Consider the following 18586-nt stretch of genomic DNA (forward strand, 5'->3'; position numbering starts at 1 on the left):
AGCAACCATCAGCCCTTTTAACCTCCTTCTTCCGCGGGTACAAAAGTTGCCTTTATGGGTTCTAATGCTGAATATCCGGAGCATCTTCGCATCTTTGCATGCGCAATAATCCATTGAGATGTTGGCCGGGTAAATCGAGTGCGGGTTTAACATCTTGTTAGTATTAAAAAAGTGGTCCGCCAGCGTTGGACAATAAAATCAGCTTCTTGCGGTGAACAAATGGTACTGGATCGGCTTCATGGTAGCATGGATGTATGTCTTGCCGTTGGCAGGACAACGGCCAGTACGTAATCTTAAGCCTACCCTTCCATCCGATACGCTCCAGGTCGACAGCCTCACCCATGACAGTACTAAAATATCTTTTGCACGCTCAAAGGACGCCCTCGATGACGAGGTGATCTATAAATCCGCCGATTCCACTGAGATTGATAATCAAAATAAACTGGCCTATCTGTTTGGTGATGCGGAAGTGAAATTCCAGGACATGACCCTGACCGCAGGACTGATCATTTTTGATATGACCACCAATATAGCGCGGGCCATGGGGCAGGTGGACTCCGCGGGAGCCATTATCGGCAAGCCTCATTTTGAGCAGGGAGGCGAACAGTTTGACGCCGATTCCATCCGGTTTAACTTCAAAACCAAAAAAGGCATCATCTATGCGGTCAGTACCGTATACAACGACATGTATCTGAAGGGCTACCGCACCAAGATCATCGACGCCACCGGAACCATCCCCGGAGACACGTCGGATTATAAGATCATCTACAATGAGAATGCGATCATCACCAGCTGTGATGCTCCTGAACCGCACTTTGGTATACGGTCCCAGAAACAAAAACTGGTCCCCAACAAGCAGGTGATCGTGGGCCCATCTACGTTGGAGATTGAAGGAGTTCCGGTATTCTGGCTTCCATTTGGCTTCTTTCCGATCAAAGAAACACAGAAGGCCGGTCTGATCTTCCCGCGGGATTATGAGTTCAGCCCGCAGTGGGGTTTTGGCCTGCGCAACGTCGGTTATTACACCCCGCTCGGAGAGCATTTCGACCTTAAGTTGACAGGTGATATCTACACGCGGGGCAGCTGGGGACTGTCGGCGGCAACGAATTATGTCAAACGGTACAAATATTCCGGTAACGCCAATGTGGCTTTTTCGAACCGTGAATCGGAACAGAACGACGGCACCTATGCCTCGACAAAGTCATTTGCAGTTACCTGGAGTCACACGCAGGACAGCAGGGCCAATCCCTATCAGCGCCTGAGTGGCAATGTGAACATCCAGACGGGTAGTTACCAGCAACTGAATTACAATGATGCCCAGAGCAAGCTGCAAAACAGCCTGAGTTCAAATGTGAGTTATTTCAAATCTTTTCCGGGCAAACCCTTCACCATGAGTGTCAATGCCGGCCACTCACAAAATTCAAACACCAAACAGATCAGTGTGACACTGCCAACGCTGAACTTCCAGATGAACCGGATCTATCCTTTCAAACGCCAGAAGGTGGGCGGCAAAGAACACTTTTACGAACGCATCTCCTTTAAATACGACGCCAATATGCAGAACCGGGTCGATGCTAGTGATTCGACACTGTTCGAAAGTTCTACCTGGCAGAATGCCCGGCGGGGTATCCGGCATTCCGTTTCATCCGACCTGAACTTCAAACTACTGAAATATTTCACCTTTAATACGGGCTTTAACTACAAGGAGAACTGGAATTTCAGTTACTACGATTATAACTACGACGCATTGAATAATACGGTGACTACGGACACCATCAATCAATTCCGGGCAGTCCGTCTCTACGACTACAATATGACCATGAACACCATACTTTACGGGACCATCGGTACCCGGTGGAAAGGGAAGATCCGCGGGATCCGTCATGTCATGAAGCCCAGTATTTCCTTCAATGCCAGTCCGGATTACATCAAACCGGAACTCGACTACTTCGAATACATCAACGGGACGTATTACAACCGGTTTAAGGATGCAGTCTACGACCGCCCTTCCTCTACCGGCCCCAGTGCCGGAATGGCTATATCGGTTGCCAACTCGTTTGAGGCGAAAGTCTGGTCTGAGCGTGACTCCACAATCCGCAAGGTCAAGTTGCTGGAACAATTGAATGTGAGCACATTTTACAATTTTATCGCAGACTCCCTGAAATGGAGTCCGATCATGGCCTCCAGTGGCGCCCGTATCGGAAAGATCTCATCACTGACCTTTGGCGCCCGCTTTGATCCGTATAAGAAGATTGGCAACCAGCGTGTTAATCAATATGCCGACCGTTTTCTGGGAGTCATCCCACTCCGTATCGAGGACATGCGCTTCAGTTTTACAACCTCCATCCGGGGTAAACAAATCAAAGATTTCTTCTCCAAAGAAAAGGACACCAAGCAATCGAATAACAGCACCACCTCGGCAGAGGATGATTTCTTTGAGCTGTTTAATGATTTTGCCATCCGGCACAACTTCACGTATGCGATCGGTCCGGACAACAATCAGAACATCGTCGGCAAAGTGGTTGCCAATTCGCTCTATATGACGGGTAGCCTCCAGATAGCTCCCCTATGGTCCATCCGGATCGGCAACATCGGGTATGACTTCAATAACAAGCGCATCACCTATCCCGATTTTGGCTTTAACCGTGACCTGCACTGCTGGATGATGAGCTTCAACTGGCAGCCGCAATACGGAACCTACAGCTTCGTGATCCGGGTCAAGGATGACAAGCTGGGATTCATCAAGATCCCGTACAATAAGAACAACTACGACGTGTTTGGTCGATAACGTTCATTTTGGAGTACTGACGCTTCGGTCAGCACAGGCACTGACGCTTCGGTCAGGATGGGGCATGGGGGTACTGACGCTTCGGGCTGCACAGGCACTGACGCTTCGGTCAGCACAGGCAAGGCGCTTCGGTCAGCACAGGCTTGGAGCATGGAGCATGGAAAACTTCCAATATGAGAAAAGATGTTTTAAAACTCCGGTGTTTTAGTCCGGAGTACCTGGACAATCATCTGTAATAGGCTTAGACCCTAACTGATGCAGATTTTCATATTAAAACTGTTAAAAATACGTTAGTTAGGGAGTCAGGTATTGACAAGCGGGGCCGGATGGTTTAATTTGAAGTGAAATTTATAATCCTATGATCATCGCCGCATTCCTAGCAGTGATCCTGTTGGTATTTGGTCACCAAATGATGCAGGGTCTTTTACATCCTTCCAATCAAAAAGTTCCGCAAGGACCTTATCACCACTCCTAGGCGGGTCTTATTGAACCGCTTCGTACATACGTCGAACCTGGTGTTCATTAAACAGGCCCGTTAAGCCCGTTTGGAAATCAAATTCCTTATCTCCCTGAATCTTGAAATACTTGAAGCCGTACACAGTATGTGCTGAATCCAGTTTCATTTCATAGATGTAGCCCTGGTCCTCATCCAGGATCAGTTTGCTGAAGTACGGGTTGGATTTGGTGATTTCCAGGTTCTCTGCCTTCACTTTTCCGGCTTTATTGGTCGAAGCATCCGACATAAAGATCTGGACGTAATAATCCTCCCCTTTTTTGACTGTAAGGTCTTTCTGAACTACCAGGTCCATGGTTTTTATCTCCGGGCTGTCGGGAGCCATTATGGTAATGGGGAATCCATATTCCAGCAGATTCAGCGGAACCAGTTTGGCATCGTGAGCACAGGCTATGGTCATCAGCACCAGCACGACTACCCAGGAGTAGGAATGAAGAATTTTCATAGATAAATGCTATCTTTTCGGCCGCAAGATACATAACCCCCGCACCATTTTCAACAGCGAAACCATGAAGCTCTTACTTGAAATATGCGCACCTTCCCTGCGCTCTGCAATTGCTGCCTCCCGAGGCGGCGCCGACCGTATTGAACTCTGTAGTGCGCTGGAAATGGGTGGATTAACGCCTGGCGCAGCAACGCTGGAAATGGCAGTTATGCAATCGTCCATCCCGGTGGCCGTACTGATACGACCGCGCGGCGGTGATTTTATCTACAACGAAACCGAGAAGGATCTGATCCTGAAGGAGATTGAGTTCGCACGAAGTACCGGTGCTTCCGGAGTTGTCGTAGGGGCGTTACAGCCGGACGGGAGCCTGGACCTGGGATTTGCCCGGGCTATGAAACAGGCTGCCGGCACCATGGAGATCTGTTTTCACCGCGCCTTCGATCAATCCCGTAAACCCGAACAGGTACTGGACGAATTGATTGCCCTCGAATACACCCGTATTCTCACTTCAGGACAGCAGGCTACGGCCTGGGAAGGGCGGACGATGATCAAAAAACTGGTGCAGCGGGCTAAAGGAAGAATTAACCTCATGGCCGGAAGCGGTATCCAACCCGACCTGATAGGACCGCTGATGGCTGAAACAGGAGTGGAACAAATCCATTATTCGGCGAAACAGACCATGCTTCCACCCACGGGCTTCCGCTCCAAACTTTCATTTTCAGCACCCGAAATGCCTCCAAACAGCTATTGGGAAACCGACCAGGTCCTGGTGCAGAAGGCAAGGCAAGCTATAAATTTGCTTATGTCGAAGGATGAATCCTAGACACCCCTACTGGCTATACGATGGGATACCCGTTCACGAGCGATATTTGATGCTGCAACCTATGGATTTGGTAACGGACGGATCTGGCGCCATTCCATCCTTCAGGTGATTTACGGCTTCTTCTATGAAATGCTGACTGGCGTTGTCCGCATTGTATGGGCTGTCGTCAATGGCTCCCATGTACCGGACTTTCTTATCCTTGTCCAGTAGAAATGCCTGAGGAGTATGGGCGGCTCCAAAGGCTTTACCCACCTCCTGTGTGATATCCTGCAGGTAGTCAAAGGGATATGATTTATCAGAAGCACGTCGCTTCATGGCATTGAAATCGTCACCAGCAGACTTGTCCGGATCATTGGTATTGATGGCTACGACCGGAAAACCCTCAGCAGAAGTCTTCTGGTGCAAAGCGATGATACGGTCTTCGTTGCGCTGAGACACCGGACAGGTATTACAGGTGAAAATTACAATCACACCTTCTGCACCCCGTTGAAAATATTCCGACAGGGCATGGGTGGACCCATCTACTCCCTGAAGTTTAAAATCTGCAACTTGATCTCCAATCTGGTATCCGTCTGCCGGCGAGGTGGCATTGTTATCACTATGACGCGACTGGATGAAAATTCCCAGTCCGGTAAGCATAACGATTGCAAAACTAAGCACTTGTTTCATGGCGGTTGAGATTAGATGTATGGTTGAATAAAAGACTTGAGCTCCTCCGGATTGGCAAACATGCCTTCCTTGAATGCCTGTTTGCCTCCCTTCCAGATCAGCGTTGCCGGTATGGAACCCGACCATTCCGTTTCCAGGGCATTAACCCACTGATTCGGATTGGGGTCATCCAGAAACCAGACCTGGTTGTGTACCTGGTGTCTCTGTATGAAGGCGGGCAACTTTTCATCAGCCTGTTCGGGAAAGTCCAGGCTGACCAGGACAATCTTCACCGGTTTGTCCAGCAATTGTGGGTAAAGCGCCTCGAAATAAGGCATTTCTTCAATACAGGGATGGCACCAGGTCGCCCAAAAGTTTAAGATATAGGTCGTATCCTTCCCATGCTCCAACATGGTATTCAGACCGGCAAAATCAGATTTTGGAATATCATCCAGGGTCAGCGCATGCTTGTAAAAAGGTGAGACGGTGTGATGCGGGGAGGTGTACTGACAGGCAGCTAAACTGAATACGGCAACGCCAGTCAGCGCATACGACACCCATTTCAAGAACATCCCAGATGGCTTTTACACTAATAAAAACGGATCCATCCGGGGATTATTCTTTGTTGCTACAAAAAATCAGAATGGCTCCCCCATCTTCCCAAACACTTGCTCTTATTGATTAATGTACCGTCAACACAATTACCGAGAACGGCGGCATCGTCAATGTAATGTGGTCCCCATCCAACTTTGCACCGGTAAATCCCTCAGGATGAACCATATCCGGGTGATCAAATGTATTGTGTGCCTGTAATTTATCCGCTTTGAGGATTTGCCCCGCGATGCTCTTAGCCTGCATGCCACGGACATCGATCGCCACCGGTTGCGCGGACTCGGAATCCACATTGACCAGGCTGATGGTCAGCACGCCATCCTGTTTTTTAGAAGCAGAAACCGACACTGCCGGAATGGATTTCCCATCCATGGTGTAGTCAACCGTGTGGATATTGGCCGGGATCAAAGTGGCATCGTGATGCGCCTTGTACATATCCATCACATGATATGTCGGGGTCAGCAGCATTTTTTCGCCATCCGTTAAAACGACGGCCTGCAGCACATTGACCGTCTGTGCCAGATTCGCCATCCGAACACGATCGGCATGATTGTTAAAGATATTCAGGGTCATGCCAGCGATCATGGCATCACGCATGGTGTTTTGCTGAAAGAGAAATCCTGGATTGGTACCGGGCTCCACATCGTACCAGCCACCCCACTCGTCAACTACCAGTGCCACCTGCTTTTCCGGGTCGTACCGATCCATCACAGCGCTGTGCCCCCGGATGATCCGGTCCATATCGTACGCTTTCTGAATGGTGATGGCATATTCATCCTCAGAAAATTCAGTTGCAGAGCTTTTTTTATTCCAGTTGATGACCGAGTAGTGATGCATTCCAATCCCCTGCATCAGCTGATGGGGGATGTCCCGCATGAGTACCTCTGTCCAGTGGTAATTGTCATCCGAAGGTCCCGAGGCGATCCGGAAGATCCGCTCGTCGCCCCAGCGTGCATTCATAAACGTGGCATATTTGCGATACACGTCCACGTAATGCTCAACACGCATATTACCGCCGCAACCCCACGCCTCATTTCCGACACCCCAAAACTTAACTTTCCAGGGCTCCGTGCGGCCGTTCGTTTTGCGGAGTTCAGACATCGGGCTTTCACCATCGAAATTGATGTATTGCACCCAATCCGACAACTCCTGCACCGTACCGGATCCCACGTTGCCACTGATGAAGGGTTCGGTACCCAGCTGTTCGCACAGGTCCAGAAATTCATGAGTCCCGAAGCTGTTATCTTCGGTCACCCCACCCCACCAGGTATTTACGATCTTAGGCCGGTCGGACTTTGGCCCAATGCCGTCTTTCCAATGGTAGGTATCTGCAAAACAGCCGCCTGGCCAGCGCAGATTGGGTATCTCCAGTTCCTTGAGAGCATTAACTACGTCGGTGCGGATACCCCGTTGGTTGGGTATCATTTTGTTGCCTTCACCGACATAAAATCCACCGTAGATGCAATGCCCCAGGTGTTCCGAAAAATGCCCGTAGATGTGGCGGCTGATGGTGTATTCACCTTCATCGGCATGCAGGGTGATGGTCGTCTGAGCAATGGCCTGCCCGACAAACAGACAGAAGGCAGAGATAATGGAGGTTAGGTACTTCATGGATTTGGATTTGAGCCCAGTAAGATACATAAAGTGTGATAATTACACTTTGTGATCAGGTTTTGAATTGTCACTGTCTGCATTTGTGGTTTCGTGTCCGGTTGGACTCAGTGACCAAGGTTATTGTAAAATAGGAACTGGTTCAGCCTTCCAGCCACTGGTCTTCATTTCATTTGAATTCCAGCCGGCCAAAGTAATTGGGCAGATGAAAATTGGGCCGGGGAAAATCCACATAGGACCAGGTCAGGTAATGCGGATTCGAGTTCTTATTGGCTGTCTTATAAAAATTGGCATTCCAAACCACGCCAGGAGCTGGCCGAACCACCGGGGTGTACTTTTCCAAAAGAGCAAATGGTATTTTATACTCAATGCCCCAGGTGACAGGATCAGTGATCTCCGGCTCGATGACCTCGGGCATGGTATGTGCCAATGGAATGGAGCGTATTTCAGCGCTGTCGAGTTCTACCTTGCTCTTCCAGGGATAGGTCACGCAAAAGAGCAAAGGCGTACCTCCTGCATTCACTTCCATATTAAAGTAGGTATCGGGCTTCGAGGTGTCCGGACAAAAGAAAAACTCGACGCAGGCATCCCCGGATACCGGTCCATTCACATGCTGTACCACGCTGCGTACATAACGGTCTTCCACCCGAAATTGCACGTACAGGAAATCGTCATCGTATAAGACACGTGCCAGGGCATGCGGTACAAAATGAGGTGGCTCGCCCATGGGGAAGGTGATGACCAACGGCGGGATGTGTTCCCAAGCCGGATCCGCCCAATCCGCTTGCAGTGCCGGCAATTGTGTTGCACGATAAACCGGATACACGGCCTTGGTGTGTACCGGTGTTAATACCGGGGCATTTTGTGCCATTCCCGTACCATACATGATGAAGGTCAGAAAGCCCGCTAAGACCGTAGCTATGAACTTTGAACGTACTGCTGAAAGTGAATAACTATTGTCATCCCGGAGCGGAGCCGAGGGGCCTCCATTTCGGCTCATGTTTCGCCTAAAGTTTTTCAGGTGCAGAATCAATTTTGATAGTTCCACCGGTTGTCTACTTTACTGTTTGGTTTCCGAAGATGATGGTTCTTTGACTTCCTCCACTGCCCGGTCTTCCCTGCGGATACGGTTACGGTACCCGCGCGCATCATAGGCCTGGAGGCTGTTGGCTCCATTCCCAAATTCCCTGCGTATGTAGGTGATGATCAGCGCAAGCTCGTCATCGGTAAGAAAGTCGTTGGCTGGCATGGCACCATTAAATCCCTGCCCGTCAACGGTCATCGGCCCTTCCATTCCTTTCAGAATGATGCGCACCAGTTCTTTCATGTCTCCGGAAACATATTCCGAGTTGAGGAGAGGTGGAAACCGGGTACCGTCCCCTTTGCCATCAGCCTGGTGACACGCACCGCAATAAGTCGTATACAACCGCTGGCCAATGCTTGCCCGGAAACGATCCAGGTTGTCTTCGACCGGATCGGGATGTTTGATATTCGGGCGCTGTTTGTGCGCTTCTATGGAAGCCAGTTGTTCCGGACCGAAATGATCACGGTCACCCTGGAAGATCACCCGCCAGATGCGCCCCTCTTCACTCTCACTGATGTACAGCGAACCATCAGGACCTTCAGCCAGTCCCATGGGCCGGAAGCCGGCATCACTGGTATTGATAATCGTATCTACTTTCGAAAAACCATCCGCGAACACCTCCCATGGCCCTGAAGGCTGACCATCTCTGAATGGTACAAAACCGATAAAATAACCAGCCTGCGGATAAGGAGACCGGATGGTGGAACCATGCCAGGCAATAAACGCACCCTGCTTATAATGTTCCGGAAACTGGTCACCCTGATAAAATAGCAGGTCATTGGGTGCCCAGTGCCCGGGAAATCCGATCAAGGGCTGCTCGTACTTTGCGCCATCCCCTTCCAATTTACCATCACCTCCGTATTCCGGATTAAGCAACTTCTTCCCGGTTATCCAATCGTAATAATAGTAGGGCCATCCATGATCGCTTCCTTCATTGACGCGGATAAATTCTTCCGACGGCAGAACGGCACTCTGCCAGGTTGAAAACAATTCAGGCCAGGACCGGTACAGGTCATCGCGACCATGCTGAACACCGTAAAGCTTATGGTCCTGAGGATTCCAGGCCATGGCGACAAAACTTCTGATGCCAGTAGCGTAACGGTAGCCGTCGGATTGTACCTGATTGAGTTTATTTTCATCAAAACGCCAAACACCACCATGCGTTTCCAACTGCGGACAAGGTTCCTGACCCCGAGTACCCGGTTTACGGTTTTCCAATTGACAGATATCTCCCGGCGCTCCGAAAGGCACAAATACATGTCCTTCTTCATCAAAGGCGATGGGCTTGGCGATGTGTTCAAAGCCCTGGAATGCATTCTTGTAGTCATCGATCATGATGGTTTCCACCGGAGTGGTTGGAACCAGGGCATCCGGTGTTAACTTCTGACGATAGAGTTCCCCGGCGGTGGTGAAATAAATGTATCCGTTATGGATCCGCATGGCTGTACCATAATTGCCGGTATCTTCATAGTCGCCGAAAACCGCCATCGAGTCGGCTCTTCCGTCATGGTTAAGATCACGCAATGCGACAATTCCTTTGGGATCGGGTACTCTGAGTTTAATATAGATGTCCCCATGCTCCGTGACGGCCAGATGTCGTGCACGTCCTACCCCCGGATGAACCACCAGAGCCCGGAAGCCGTCCGGCAGGGCCAACCCACCATCATCCGGATCCGGAATTACCTCATGGTCACCCTGACTGCACTGCCAGAAGGCGCTGGCCAGCATCACAAGTCCTGCCAAAAATAATATCCGGTATATCATTGAATGACGGAAACATTGATTGGCATCAGACCAATTCAACATCTGATATTGTCTTCTCATCGTACAGTCTATGCAATTATTTGTTGCCTGACCAATATACAAATTACCTCACTGTTTGCGCACACGAAAATCCCCGCACTCCTGATTATAATAAGCCCAACAGCAATCAAAACTGACCGGATTATCCTGGCAAACCGAATGTGGTGATGGACAGGATTAAATCGTGCCATTCAAATCCATTTAATGTCGTCCGGAGATTCCTTACTTGCCGAACAGTCAACCCAAGGCCGGAACTCCGGCAGAGCCGATAATCCTTGTTATCTTTAGGCCCAACTTAAAATACGAATGGCGTCAACCTATCAATCGATCATGAAGGACCTGCATGCGGGGAAATATGCACCAGTCTATGTATTGCATGGAGAGGAGTCCTATTTCATTGATCAAATTGTCCAGTACATTCAACAACATGCGCTGGAGGAGCACGAGAAGGCCTTCAATGAAACCATCCTTTACGGAAAAGACACCGAAGCCCGTGGTGTCCTGGACAGCGTCAGCCGGGTACCTATGATGGCCCAGCGCCAGGTTGTCATCCTTAAGGAAGCGCAACTGATGAAGTCGCTTGCGGACTTAACCCCGTACATCCAAAAACCTTTTACTTCCAGCGTGCTGGTCATCGCCCACAAACACAAAAAACTGGATGGGCGCTCTGCATTTACCAAAGCCGCTGACAAGCAAGCCGTCTTATTTGAATCCAAACGGCTTTATGACAATCAGATACCAGCCTGGACTGAAGAAATGATCCAAAGCCGCGGGTACCAGATAGCCCCGGATGCACTGCAGGTGCTGGTTGATCATCTGGGTAATGACCTGGGCAAGATCAGCAACGAACTGGAAAAACTGTTCATTGATCTGCAGCCCGGGACACCCATTACTACCAAAGTCATTGAGGACAACATTGGGATCAGCAAGGAATACAATCCTTTTGAACTCCAGCGGACCCTGGGTGACCGCAATTTTCAGGGCACCATGGACATCATTCATTTCTTTACCCAGAATAGCAAAGAAAATCCGCTGGTCATGGTAATTGCCATTCTCGCCTCCTGGTATACCAAATTATACCTCTATGCCGAAAATCAGCGGTTGCCGGAGAAAGAAGTGATGGCCTTACTGGGCATGCGTTCTCCCTTTTTCCTCCGCGATTACCGGACAGCAGCCCGCAACTATACCTTACGTGAAATCGGCCTGGCCATTCAGATCCTCGAGCAGTACGATATGCGTGCCAAGGGCGTGGATAACTTCCATACAACCCAGGAAGAGCTGATGAAGGAAATGGCTTACTTCCTGTTGAATCCATCGGTTTGGAACGCGGTACGGCAGGAGGTGTGAGGGGGCATGGGGCATGGAGCATGGGGCAAGGATTTGCAATTCTACACTCCGTATTTCATACACATTAACTCATCTGCTGATCAACTCATTAACAAGGAAGTGGGGTGCGGGGTGCGAGGTGTGGGGTACGAGGTGTGGGCATGGAGCATGGAGCATGGAGCATAGAGCATGGGGCATGGAGCATGGAGCATGGAGCATAGAGCATGGAGCATAGAGCATGGGGCATGGAGCATGGGGCATGGAGCATGGAGCTTGGGGCATGGGGCATGGAGCATGGAGCATGGAGCATGGGGCATGGGGCATGGATTTGCAATTCTACACTCCGTATTTCATACACATTAACTCATCTGCTGATCAACTCATTAACAAGGAATTGGGGTGCGGGGTACGAGGTGTGGGGATGGAGCATGGAGCATGGAGCTTGGAGCATGGAGCATGGATATTCAATTCTACACTCCGTATATCATAAACATTAACTCATCTGCTGATCAACTCATTAACAGGGAAGTGGGGTGTGGGCTGCGAGGTGTGGGGCATGGAGCATGGATATTCAATTCTACACTCCGTATATCATAAACATTAACTCATCTGCTGATCAACTCATTAACAAGGAAGTGGGGTGTGGGCTGCGAGGTGTGGGCATGGAGCAAGGGGCATGGAGCACGGGGCATGGAGCAAGGGGCATGGATTTGCAATTCTACAATCCGTATTTCATACACATTAACTCATTTGCTGATCAACTCATTAACAAGGAAGTGGGGTGCGGGATAGGCATTCATGCCTGAAATAGGTTGACCGGGATACTCATTAACTATTCAACTCATAAACTCATAAACTGAAAAAAGAAAGCTCCTGCATCAATGACACAGGAGCCCCTGGTATCACAAGCACGCCGGTATTTGCGGAGATCATTTCAATCCACGCCAGGCGGCGATGCAGGGATCTCTTCATCGGTCATCTCTTTTTTCGGAGTTAACCGACTGATTATTTTCGCGAGCTGTCCAATAAACAGGTGCCTTGATACTGCTATTTCATTCACCCCTGGTATTGGAAAGTTACTTTCAAAACGGGCAAAAAGATAAGGATTCTCTGCTATTTCAGAAGAATCAATCCACTGATCCTGCCATACCCGGACTTCTGCCACACTCGGTCACGGATCCCGTACTATTCTGATTCGTCCGCTTTCCATTTTGGAAGCATGAATCAATCCGGACCATTCCCCTCAAAGCATCCTAAAAATTCAAAAAACGATCCAATATATGTCCAAATATTCATGGAATAAATTCAATCAAATCGATGTTTTGGTATCATTTACTTAACAAAATGTAATTTATTTTTATTTCATAAAATATTTTAGCCATTACATTGCCATATTCATAATACGGATATATCTTTGATCCATCATGAATAAACAAATGACATACATCATCCAGATTACCGGTTCCAACGGAATGTGTTGTTGCTGTAGCATGCATCGGCTGCATTCGGCGAGGTACTGATGATATCCTTGATTGGTGTAAATGATAAACCAAAAAGTCCTTCCGAATAATTTCTGAAGGACTTTTTGATTTTTAGCCAAGTATGAACATATGAAAGGTGATCCATATAACTATTCTACATCTGTTTATCAACAAAAGCTACCCGGTTCTCAAACCTCAAACCTGGTTATGAGTACACCCTCTCCTAATTCCTCATTCGAGCCGGATGCCGACCCTGGTCTGCATCCGGTTATTTTAAACCCTTAATCCGAACACTGTGAATACCTCCACAAAAAATCAAGCGCTGCAGGCCGATCTTTCCGATGCCACTGAACTGGCCGAGCGGATAAGTGCCTATCAAAGAGGAACCATTGAAGAAGAGCGATTCAAACATTTCCGGTTGACCCGTGGAGTCTATGGCCAGCGTCAGCAGGGTGTTCATATGTTCCGGACCAAATTACCCCTGGGTCGGATCACCGTCGCGCAACTGAGGATGATGGCCATCCTGTCCAACAACTATGCTACCGGGAACCTGCATCTAACGACCCGTCAAAACATCCAGTTTCACTATGTCAAACTGGAAAATACACCGGCCATCTGGGAAGCGCTGGCCTCTGTTGGCGTCAATGCGCGGGAAGCATGTGGCAATACAGTACGCAACATAACGGCCTCCCCTTTCGCAGGCATCGATCCGGAAGAGCCTTTTGATGTCGGCCCCTACGCCATGGCAACGTACCACCATTTTCTTCGCAACCCAGTCTGCCAGGAGATGGGCCGGAAGGTCAAAATGGCCTTCTCTTCCAGCGTCCGTGACACCGCTTATTCCTATTTCCATGATTTTGGATTTATCCCTTTGATCCGTGATGGAAAGCGGGGTTTCAAAGTAGTCATCGGCGGTGGACTGGGAGCTCAATCCATCGTTGCAGAGACGGCTTTTGATTTTTTACCAGCAGATCAAATCTTAGCATTTACCGAAGCAGCAGTCCGGGTATTTGACCGCCTCGGAGAAAGGGAAAAGCGCTACAAAGCAAGAATGAAATACCTGGTCCAAAAGCTGGGCAAAGATGCATTCCTGGACCTGGTACGCCAGGAAATGATTGCTGTAAGTCCTCAGGTCATTCCTGTTGATTCCGAGAGCTGGACTGCGGCAAAAGGGCCTGCTTGGGAAGAGAATAACCCATCCGGAACCATCGCTGAACCGGATTACAATCTGTGGTTGCGGACCAATGTCTATGATCAAAAAAACAGCGATCGCAAAGCCGTGGGAATCAAGATCCGTCTGGGTGACCTGCCCTCCGGCAAAGCCCTGGCACTGGCTGACCTGATCCCAGATCATGCCGCAGATGACATCCGCATTACCGTGCAGCAGGGATTGTTATTACGGGAAGTACACCCGAACGCACTGCCCCACCTCTACCAGGCGTTAAAGTCTATTGATCTGGCCGATCCCGGATTTAACACCATCCTGGATATAACGGCTTGCCCGGGAACAGACACCTGCAATCTTGGGGTGACCAACAGCACGGCTGTAAGCCATGAGATTGAATCGTATCTGGCCCAAAAGCATCCACAGCTCGCTGAAAACAAAGACATCCAGATCAAGATCAGCGGATGCATGAATTCATGCGGTCAGCATATGGCTGCACAGATCGGCCTCCACGGGAGTTCGATAAAGGTCAATGATCGAATCGTCCCCGCCATGCAATTGGTCTTAGGTGGTGGACTGGATCCCGACGGAGATGCTTTCATCGGTGAGAAGGTCATCAAATTACCCACGAAACGTATCCTCCGGGCATTTGACCTGATACTCGGAGATTATACGAGCCACCGGGAAGAAAAGGAATCCTTCAATCATTATTATTACCGCACCGGAAAGAAACATTTTTATCACCTGCTCAAGGAACTTGCCGATACGGACGATCTCTCCGAAGAGGAATTTCGCGATTGGGGGCAACCTGCCGAATACGTGCAGGCCATTGGTGTCGGAGAATGTGCGGGGGCGGCTCTGGATGTGATCGGCTCCATCTTCGGAGACGCGGAGCAACGACTGCTTAAAGCTTCCGAAGCACTGGAAGAAGAATATTGGGCCGGAGCCATCTACTACTCCTACAACGCGCTGGTCATCACGGCGAAAGCCCTGCTACTCGCCAAAGATATCCATTGCAACACCCATGCCGGTATCATTGAGGACTTCCAGACCCATTATGGTTCCGAATCACCCTTCGCCGAATACGGAAATTTTACGGACCTGGCAGGTGCTATCTCCAATGAAGAGCCCTCGGAAACTTTTGCTATTCGCCAATATGAGACAGCCAGAGCATTTCTCCACGACGCCTGCACGCTCCGGCAGAAACAATTGAAGGGTAACAAAGACCATCTGGTCATTACCGAACACTATAAAGCATGAGCGCCTCACGATTTACTTTAGTCGGAGCCGGTCCCGGAGACCCGGGCCTGATTACCCTCAAAGGCTATCAAGCCATAGCGGAAGCGGATGTCATCCTGTATGATGCATTGGTGGATCCGGTAACCCTGAAACACGCACGTCCCCAGGCATTGCTGGAGTGCGTCGGCAAACGCGCCGGGCAACCCTCCTGGACACAAGAGGCTATTCATGCCCGGATTGTGGAACTGGCACCTGATCATAACCATATTGTTCGACTGAAAGGCGGTGATCCTTTTGTTTTCGGACGGGGATACGAAGAAATCGAATTTGCCCGGACACTGGGATTGACGGTCACCGTAATTCCAGGTGTTACCAGCGCAACGAGCGTTCCGGCCCTGGCAGGCATACCCATAACGCACCGGGAGGTCAGCCGCAGTTTCCAGGTCATCACCGCATCGACCAATAACGGCCTGCTGAGTGAAGATCTCCGGAAGTCCACTGCACTGCCAGGCACGAAAATAATTCTGATGGGATTGGGCAAGCTAAAAGAGATTGTAGAGATCTACCGGCAGCATTTCTCCGGGTCACTGAGTATCGCCATTCTTGAAAAAGGATCAAGCAGCGATCAACGGACCATTGCCGGTACCCTCGACAACATTGTACAGCTTGCCCATTCCGCACGGGCAAAGGCGCCAGCCATTATCATCATCGGGGACGTAGTTCAACTATTACAAAACCAAACGGTCTATGGAAGCTAATACCTTATTTCCCATTTTCCTGAAAGCGGAAGAACTCCAGATCCTGATCGTTGGAGGCGGAGGAGTCGGGACTGAAAAACTGCATTTCCTGCTTAAAAGTAGTCCACAGGCCCTGGTTACCATTCTCAGCGAGACTTTTTCCGATGAGATCGATGACCTGATCCGGGAAGCAGGAGCACTGTATGTCCGGAGGATCCGGAAATCTTTCGAACCAACCGATGTCCAGGGATTCCACCTGGTAATAGCAGCTACCAGCGATGAAACAACCAATGGGGAAATCATGGAAGCCTGTCATGCCCACCGGGTATTGGTCAATGTAGCAGACGACCCCGGGAAATGTGATTTCTACCTGGGATCTATTGTCACGCGAGGCAATCTTAAAGTGGGTATTTCAACCAATGGCAAATCCCCTACCCTGGCCAAGCGGATGCGTGAATACCTCGAGGATCTCCTGCCGGAGGAAATAGATGAACTCACATTGCACCTCCACCATTATCGCAACTCACTGACGTGTGACTTTCATGAAAAAGTCCACAACCTCAATCAATTAACCAAAGCATTACTAAGATGAAGTCATCGGCACAAAGCATCAACGGAAATCCCCCATTGACTGTGGATGGATTGAATCAATCCTTCGATGGGCTGGAACCGGTGCTCGGACTGCAGCGCCTGTTCAAAACCTATGCTGCAGAAGACATCCTGATCACCACCTCATTCGGCACCAAATCCATTTACCTCCTTTATCTGCTGAATCAGGTTGCTCCGGGTCATCCGGTGTATTTCATCGATACGGGATTCCATTTTACCGAAACAATTTCATACCGGGACAGCCTGATCCGGAGACTGGGCTTAAATATCGTGACGATCGATCCGCATCCGGAAGAACATGCCCTGACGAAAGAAGAGTCCTGGTGGATCGAGCATCCCAAGATGTGCTGCACCATCAATAAAATAGCCCCACTCCAGCCTTACATCGAGCGGCATAAAGTATGGGTCAGCAGCCTGATGGCCTACCAAAATGAATACCGTGCCAATCTGAGGCTCTTTGAACAACAGGGCGATATCCTCAAATACCACCCACTGCTCCATGTATCTGAGACCACTTTTAATACCACACTTGATGACCTGGATCTGCCCATCCACCCCTTGTTCTATCTTGGCTATGAATCCATCGGGTGTATGCATTGTACGAAACCCGGAAAAGGCAGGGAAGGTCGCTGGTCAGGGAAAACCAAAACCGAATGCGGGTTGCACCTGAAATATTTCACCAAACACGAACAAGCATGATAGAGACCGACATCCTGATCATTGGTGCCGGCCCCTGTGGATTGTTTATTGTCTTCGAAGCAGGGTTGCTGAAGTTAAGGTGCCATCTGGTCGATGTATTGCCCGCACCTGGTGGCCAGTGTACGGAGATATATCCCAAAAAGCCGATATACGATATTCCAGGCTACCCCAGCATCCTTGCCGGTGAGCTGATTGACAATCTTCTCGAACAGATAGCGCCTTTCAAACCAGGCTTCACCCTGGGTGAACGTGCCGAAACACTGGAAGACTCCCAGGATCATTTTATCCTTACGACCAATAAGGGTACCCGGATCAAGGCCCCGGTGGTAGCGATCGCCGGCGGTCTCGGCAGCTTCGAGCCACGTAAACCACCACTGGACCGGCTTGAACACTTTGAAGATCATGGTGTCGACTACATCATCCGCGATCCGGAAAAATTTCGTGATAAACGGGTTGTGCTAGCCGGTGGTGGTGATTCTGCCCTGGACTGGACCATTCACCTGGCGGGCATCGCCCGCGAAGTCACCCTGGTACATCGTCGTTCCGGATTCCGGGGTGCCCCGGATTCTGTCGAAAAAATCAATACGCTCTCCACAAAGGGACAGGTAAACCTCATTACTAATGCCGAGATCACCGAATTGTCTGGCAATGGCAAATTGCAGGGTGTCATCATCGACCAGGAAGGACAACCGCTCAGGATGCTCGAGGTGGATTATTTCCTGCCCTTGTTCGGGTTGTCACCGAAACTTGGTCCGATCGGAGACTGGGGATTGCAGATTGACAAGAATGCTATTGAGGTAAATACGCTGGACTATTCAACCAATGTACCGGGTATTTATGCCATTGGCGACATCAATACATACCCCGGAAAACTCAAGTTGATCTTGTGCGGCTTTCACGAGGCAACACTGATGGTTCAATCCGCCTTTAAGCGCATCCATCCGGACCGCAAACTCCAGTTTAAATACACCACCGTCAACGGAATCGAAGCCTTATAACAAA

14 protein-coding genes are annotated in these 18586 nt (G+C 49.7%); 8 read left to right on the forward strand and 6 right to left on the reverse strand.

What is annotated here, in order from left to right; genetic code table 11:
* The first annotated feature begins 211 nt into the window (after positions 1-211).
* The gene (locus H6570_14890; protein MCB9320566.1) at positions 212-2788 is read left to right on the forward strand and encodes an LPS-assembly protein LptD; all 2577 of its coding nucleotides are present in this window, start codon (positions 212-214) and stop codon (positions 2786-2788) included.
* Between the two features lie 482 nt (positions 2789-3270).
* Here the strand turns inward: H6570_14890 and H6570_14895 are convergent, their stop codons facing one another.
* Positions 3271-3747 (reverse strand): hypothetical protein, encoded by a 477-nt coding sequence (locus H6570_14895; GenBank protein MCB9320567.1) that lies wholly within the window; start codon positions 3745-3747, stop codon positions 3271-3273.
* Positions 3748-3811: 64 nt separating this feature from the next.
* Between H6570_14895 and H6570_14900 the strand changes: the two genes are divergently transcribed.
* Positions 3812-4570, forward strand: coding sequence for a copper homeostasis protein CutC (locus tag H6570_14900; GenBank protein MCB9320568.1), 759 nt, complete (start codon positions 3812-3814; stop codon positions 4568-4570).
* A 33-nt stretch (positions 4571-4603) separates the two neighbouring features.
* Here the strand turns inward: H6570_14900 and H6570_14905 are convergent, their stop codons facing one another.
* The 5 genes from H6570_14905 to H6570_14925 all read right to left on the reverse strand — a co-directional run bounded on the left by H6570_14905 (position 4604) and on the right by H6570_14925 (position 10289).
* Positions 4604-5209, reverse strand: a complete 606-nt coding sequence (locus H6570_14905) for a thioredoxin family protein (GenBank protein MCB9320569.1) — start codon at positions 5207-5209, stop codon at positions 4604-4606.
* 41 nt (positions 5210-5250) lie between these two features.
* Entirely contained in the window at positions 5251-5790 is a 540-nt protein-coding gene (locus H6570_14910; GenBank protein MCB9320570.1) for a redoxin domain-containing protein, read from the reverse strand.
* Between the two features lie 109 nt (positions 5791-5899).
* Complete coding sequence (locus tag H6570_14915) at positions 5900-7441, reverse strand: alpha-N-arabinofuranosidase (GenBank protein ID MCB9320571.1); 1542 nt, start codon at positions 7439-7441, stop codon at positions 5900-5902.
* Positions 7442-7610: 169 nt separating this feature from the next.
* Entirely contained in the window at positions 7611-8441 is an 831-nt protein-coding gene (locus H6570_14920) for a carbohydrate-binding family 9-like protein (protein MCB9320572.1), read from the reverse strand.
* Positions 8442-8501: 60 nt separating this feature from the next.
* Positions 8502-10289: a PQQ-dependent sugar dehydrogenase gene (locus H6570_14925; protein MCB9320573.1), complete on the reverse strand. Its 1788-nt coding sequence runs from the start codon at positions 10287-10289 to the stop codon at positions 8502-8504.
* Between the two features lie 345 nt (positions 10290-10634).
* Between H6570_14925 and holA the strand changes: the two genes are divergently transcribed.
* From holA to H6570_14955, 6 genes are all read left to right on the forward strand, one after another.
* Positions 10635-11675 (forward strand): DNA polymerase III subunit delta, encoded by a 1041-nt coding sequence (holA, locus tag H6570_14930; protein MCB9320574.1) that lies wholly within the window; start codon positions 10635-10637, stop codon positions 11673-11675.
* A gap of 1755 nt (positions 11676-13430) precedes the next feature.
* Positions 13431-15560 carry a HEPN domain-containing protein gene (locus tag H6570_14935; protein MCB9320575.1) on the forward strand — a complete coding sequence of 710 codons (2130 nt, stop codon included), beginning with the start codon at positions 13431-13433 and terminating at the stop codon, positions 15558-15560.
* Positions 15557-16297 (forward strand): uroporphyrinogen-III C-methyltransferase, encoded by a 741-nt coding sequence (gene cobA, locus H6570_14940; GenBank protein MCB9320576.1) that lies wholly within the window; start codon positions 15557-15559, stop codon positions 16295-16297. Before H6570_14935 ends, cobA begins: the two co-directional genes overlap by 4 nt.
* Positions 16287-16868, forward strand: coding sequence for a bifunctional precorrin-2 dehydrogenase/sirohydrochlorin ferrochelatase (locus H6570_14945; protein ID MCB9320577.1), 582 nt, complete (start codon positions 16287-16289; stop codon positions 16866-16868). The genes cobA and H6570_14945 overlap by 11 nt, the downstream gene beginning before the upstream one ends.
* Entirely contained in the window at positions 16865-17584 is a 720-nt protein-coding gene (locus H6570_14950; protein MCB9320578.1) for a phosphoadenylyl-sulfate reductase, read from the forward strand. The genes H6570_14945 and H6570_14950 overlap by 4 nt, the downstream gene beginning before the upstream one ends.
* Positions 17581-18582 (forward strand): NAD(P)/FAD-dependent oxidoreductase, encoded by a 1002-nt coding sequence (locus H6570_14955; protein MCB9320579.1) that lies wholly within the window; start codon positions 17581-17583, stop codon positions 18580-18582. Before H6570_14950 ends, H6570_14955 begins: the two co-directional genes overlap by 4 nt.
* Positions 18583-18586: the final 4 nt, after the last annotated feature.

The sequence above is a fragment of the Lewinellaceae bacterium genome (assembly GCA_020636135.1).
In the GTDB taxonomy this organism is placed as follows: Bacteria; Bacteroidota; Bacteroidia; order Chitinophagales; family Saprospiraceae; genus JAGQXC01.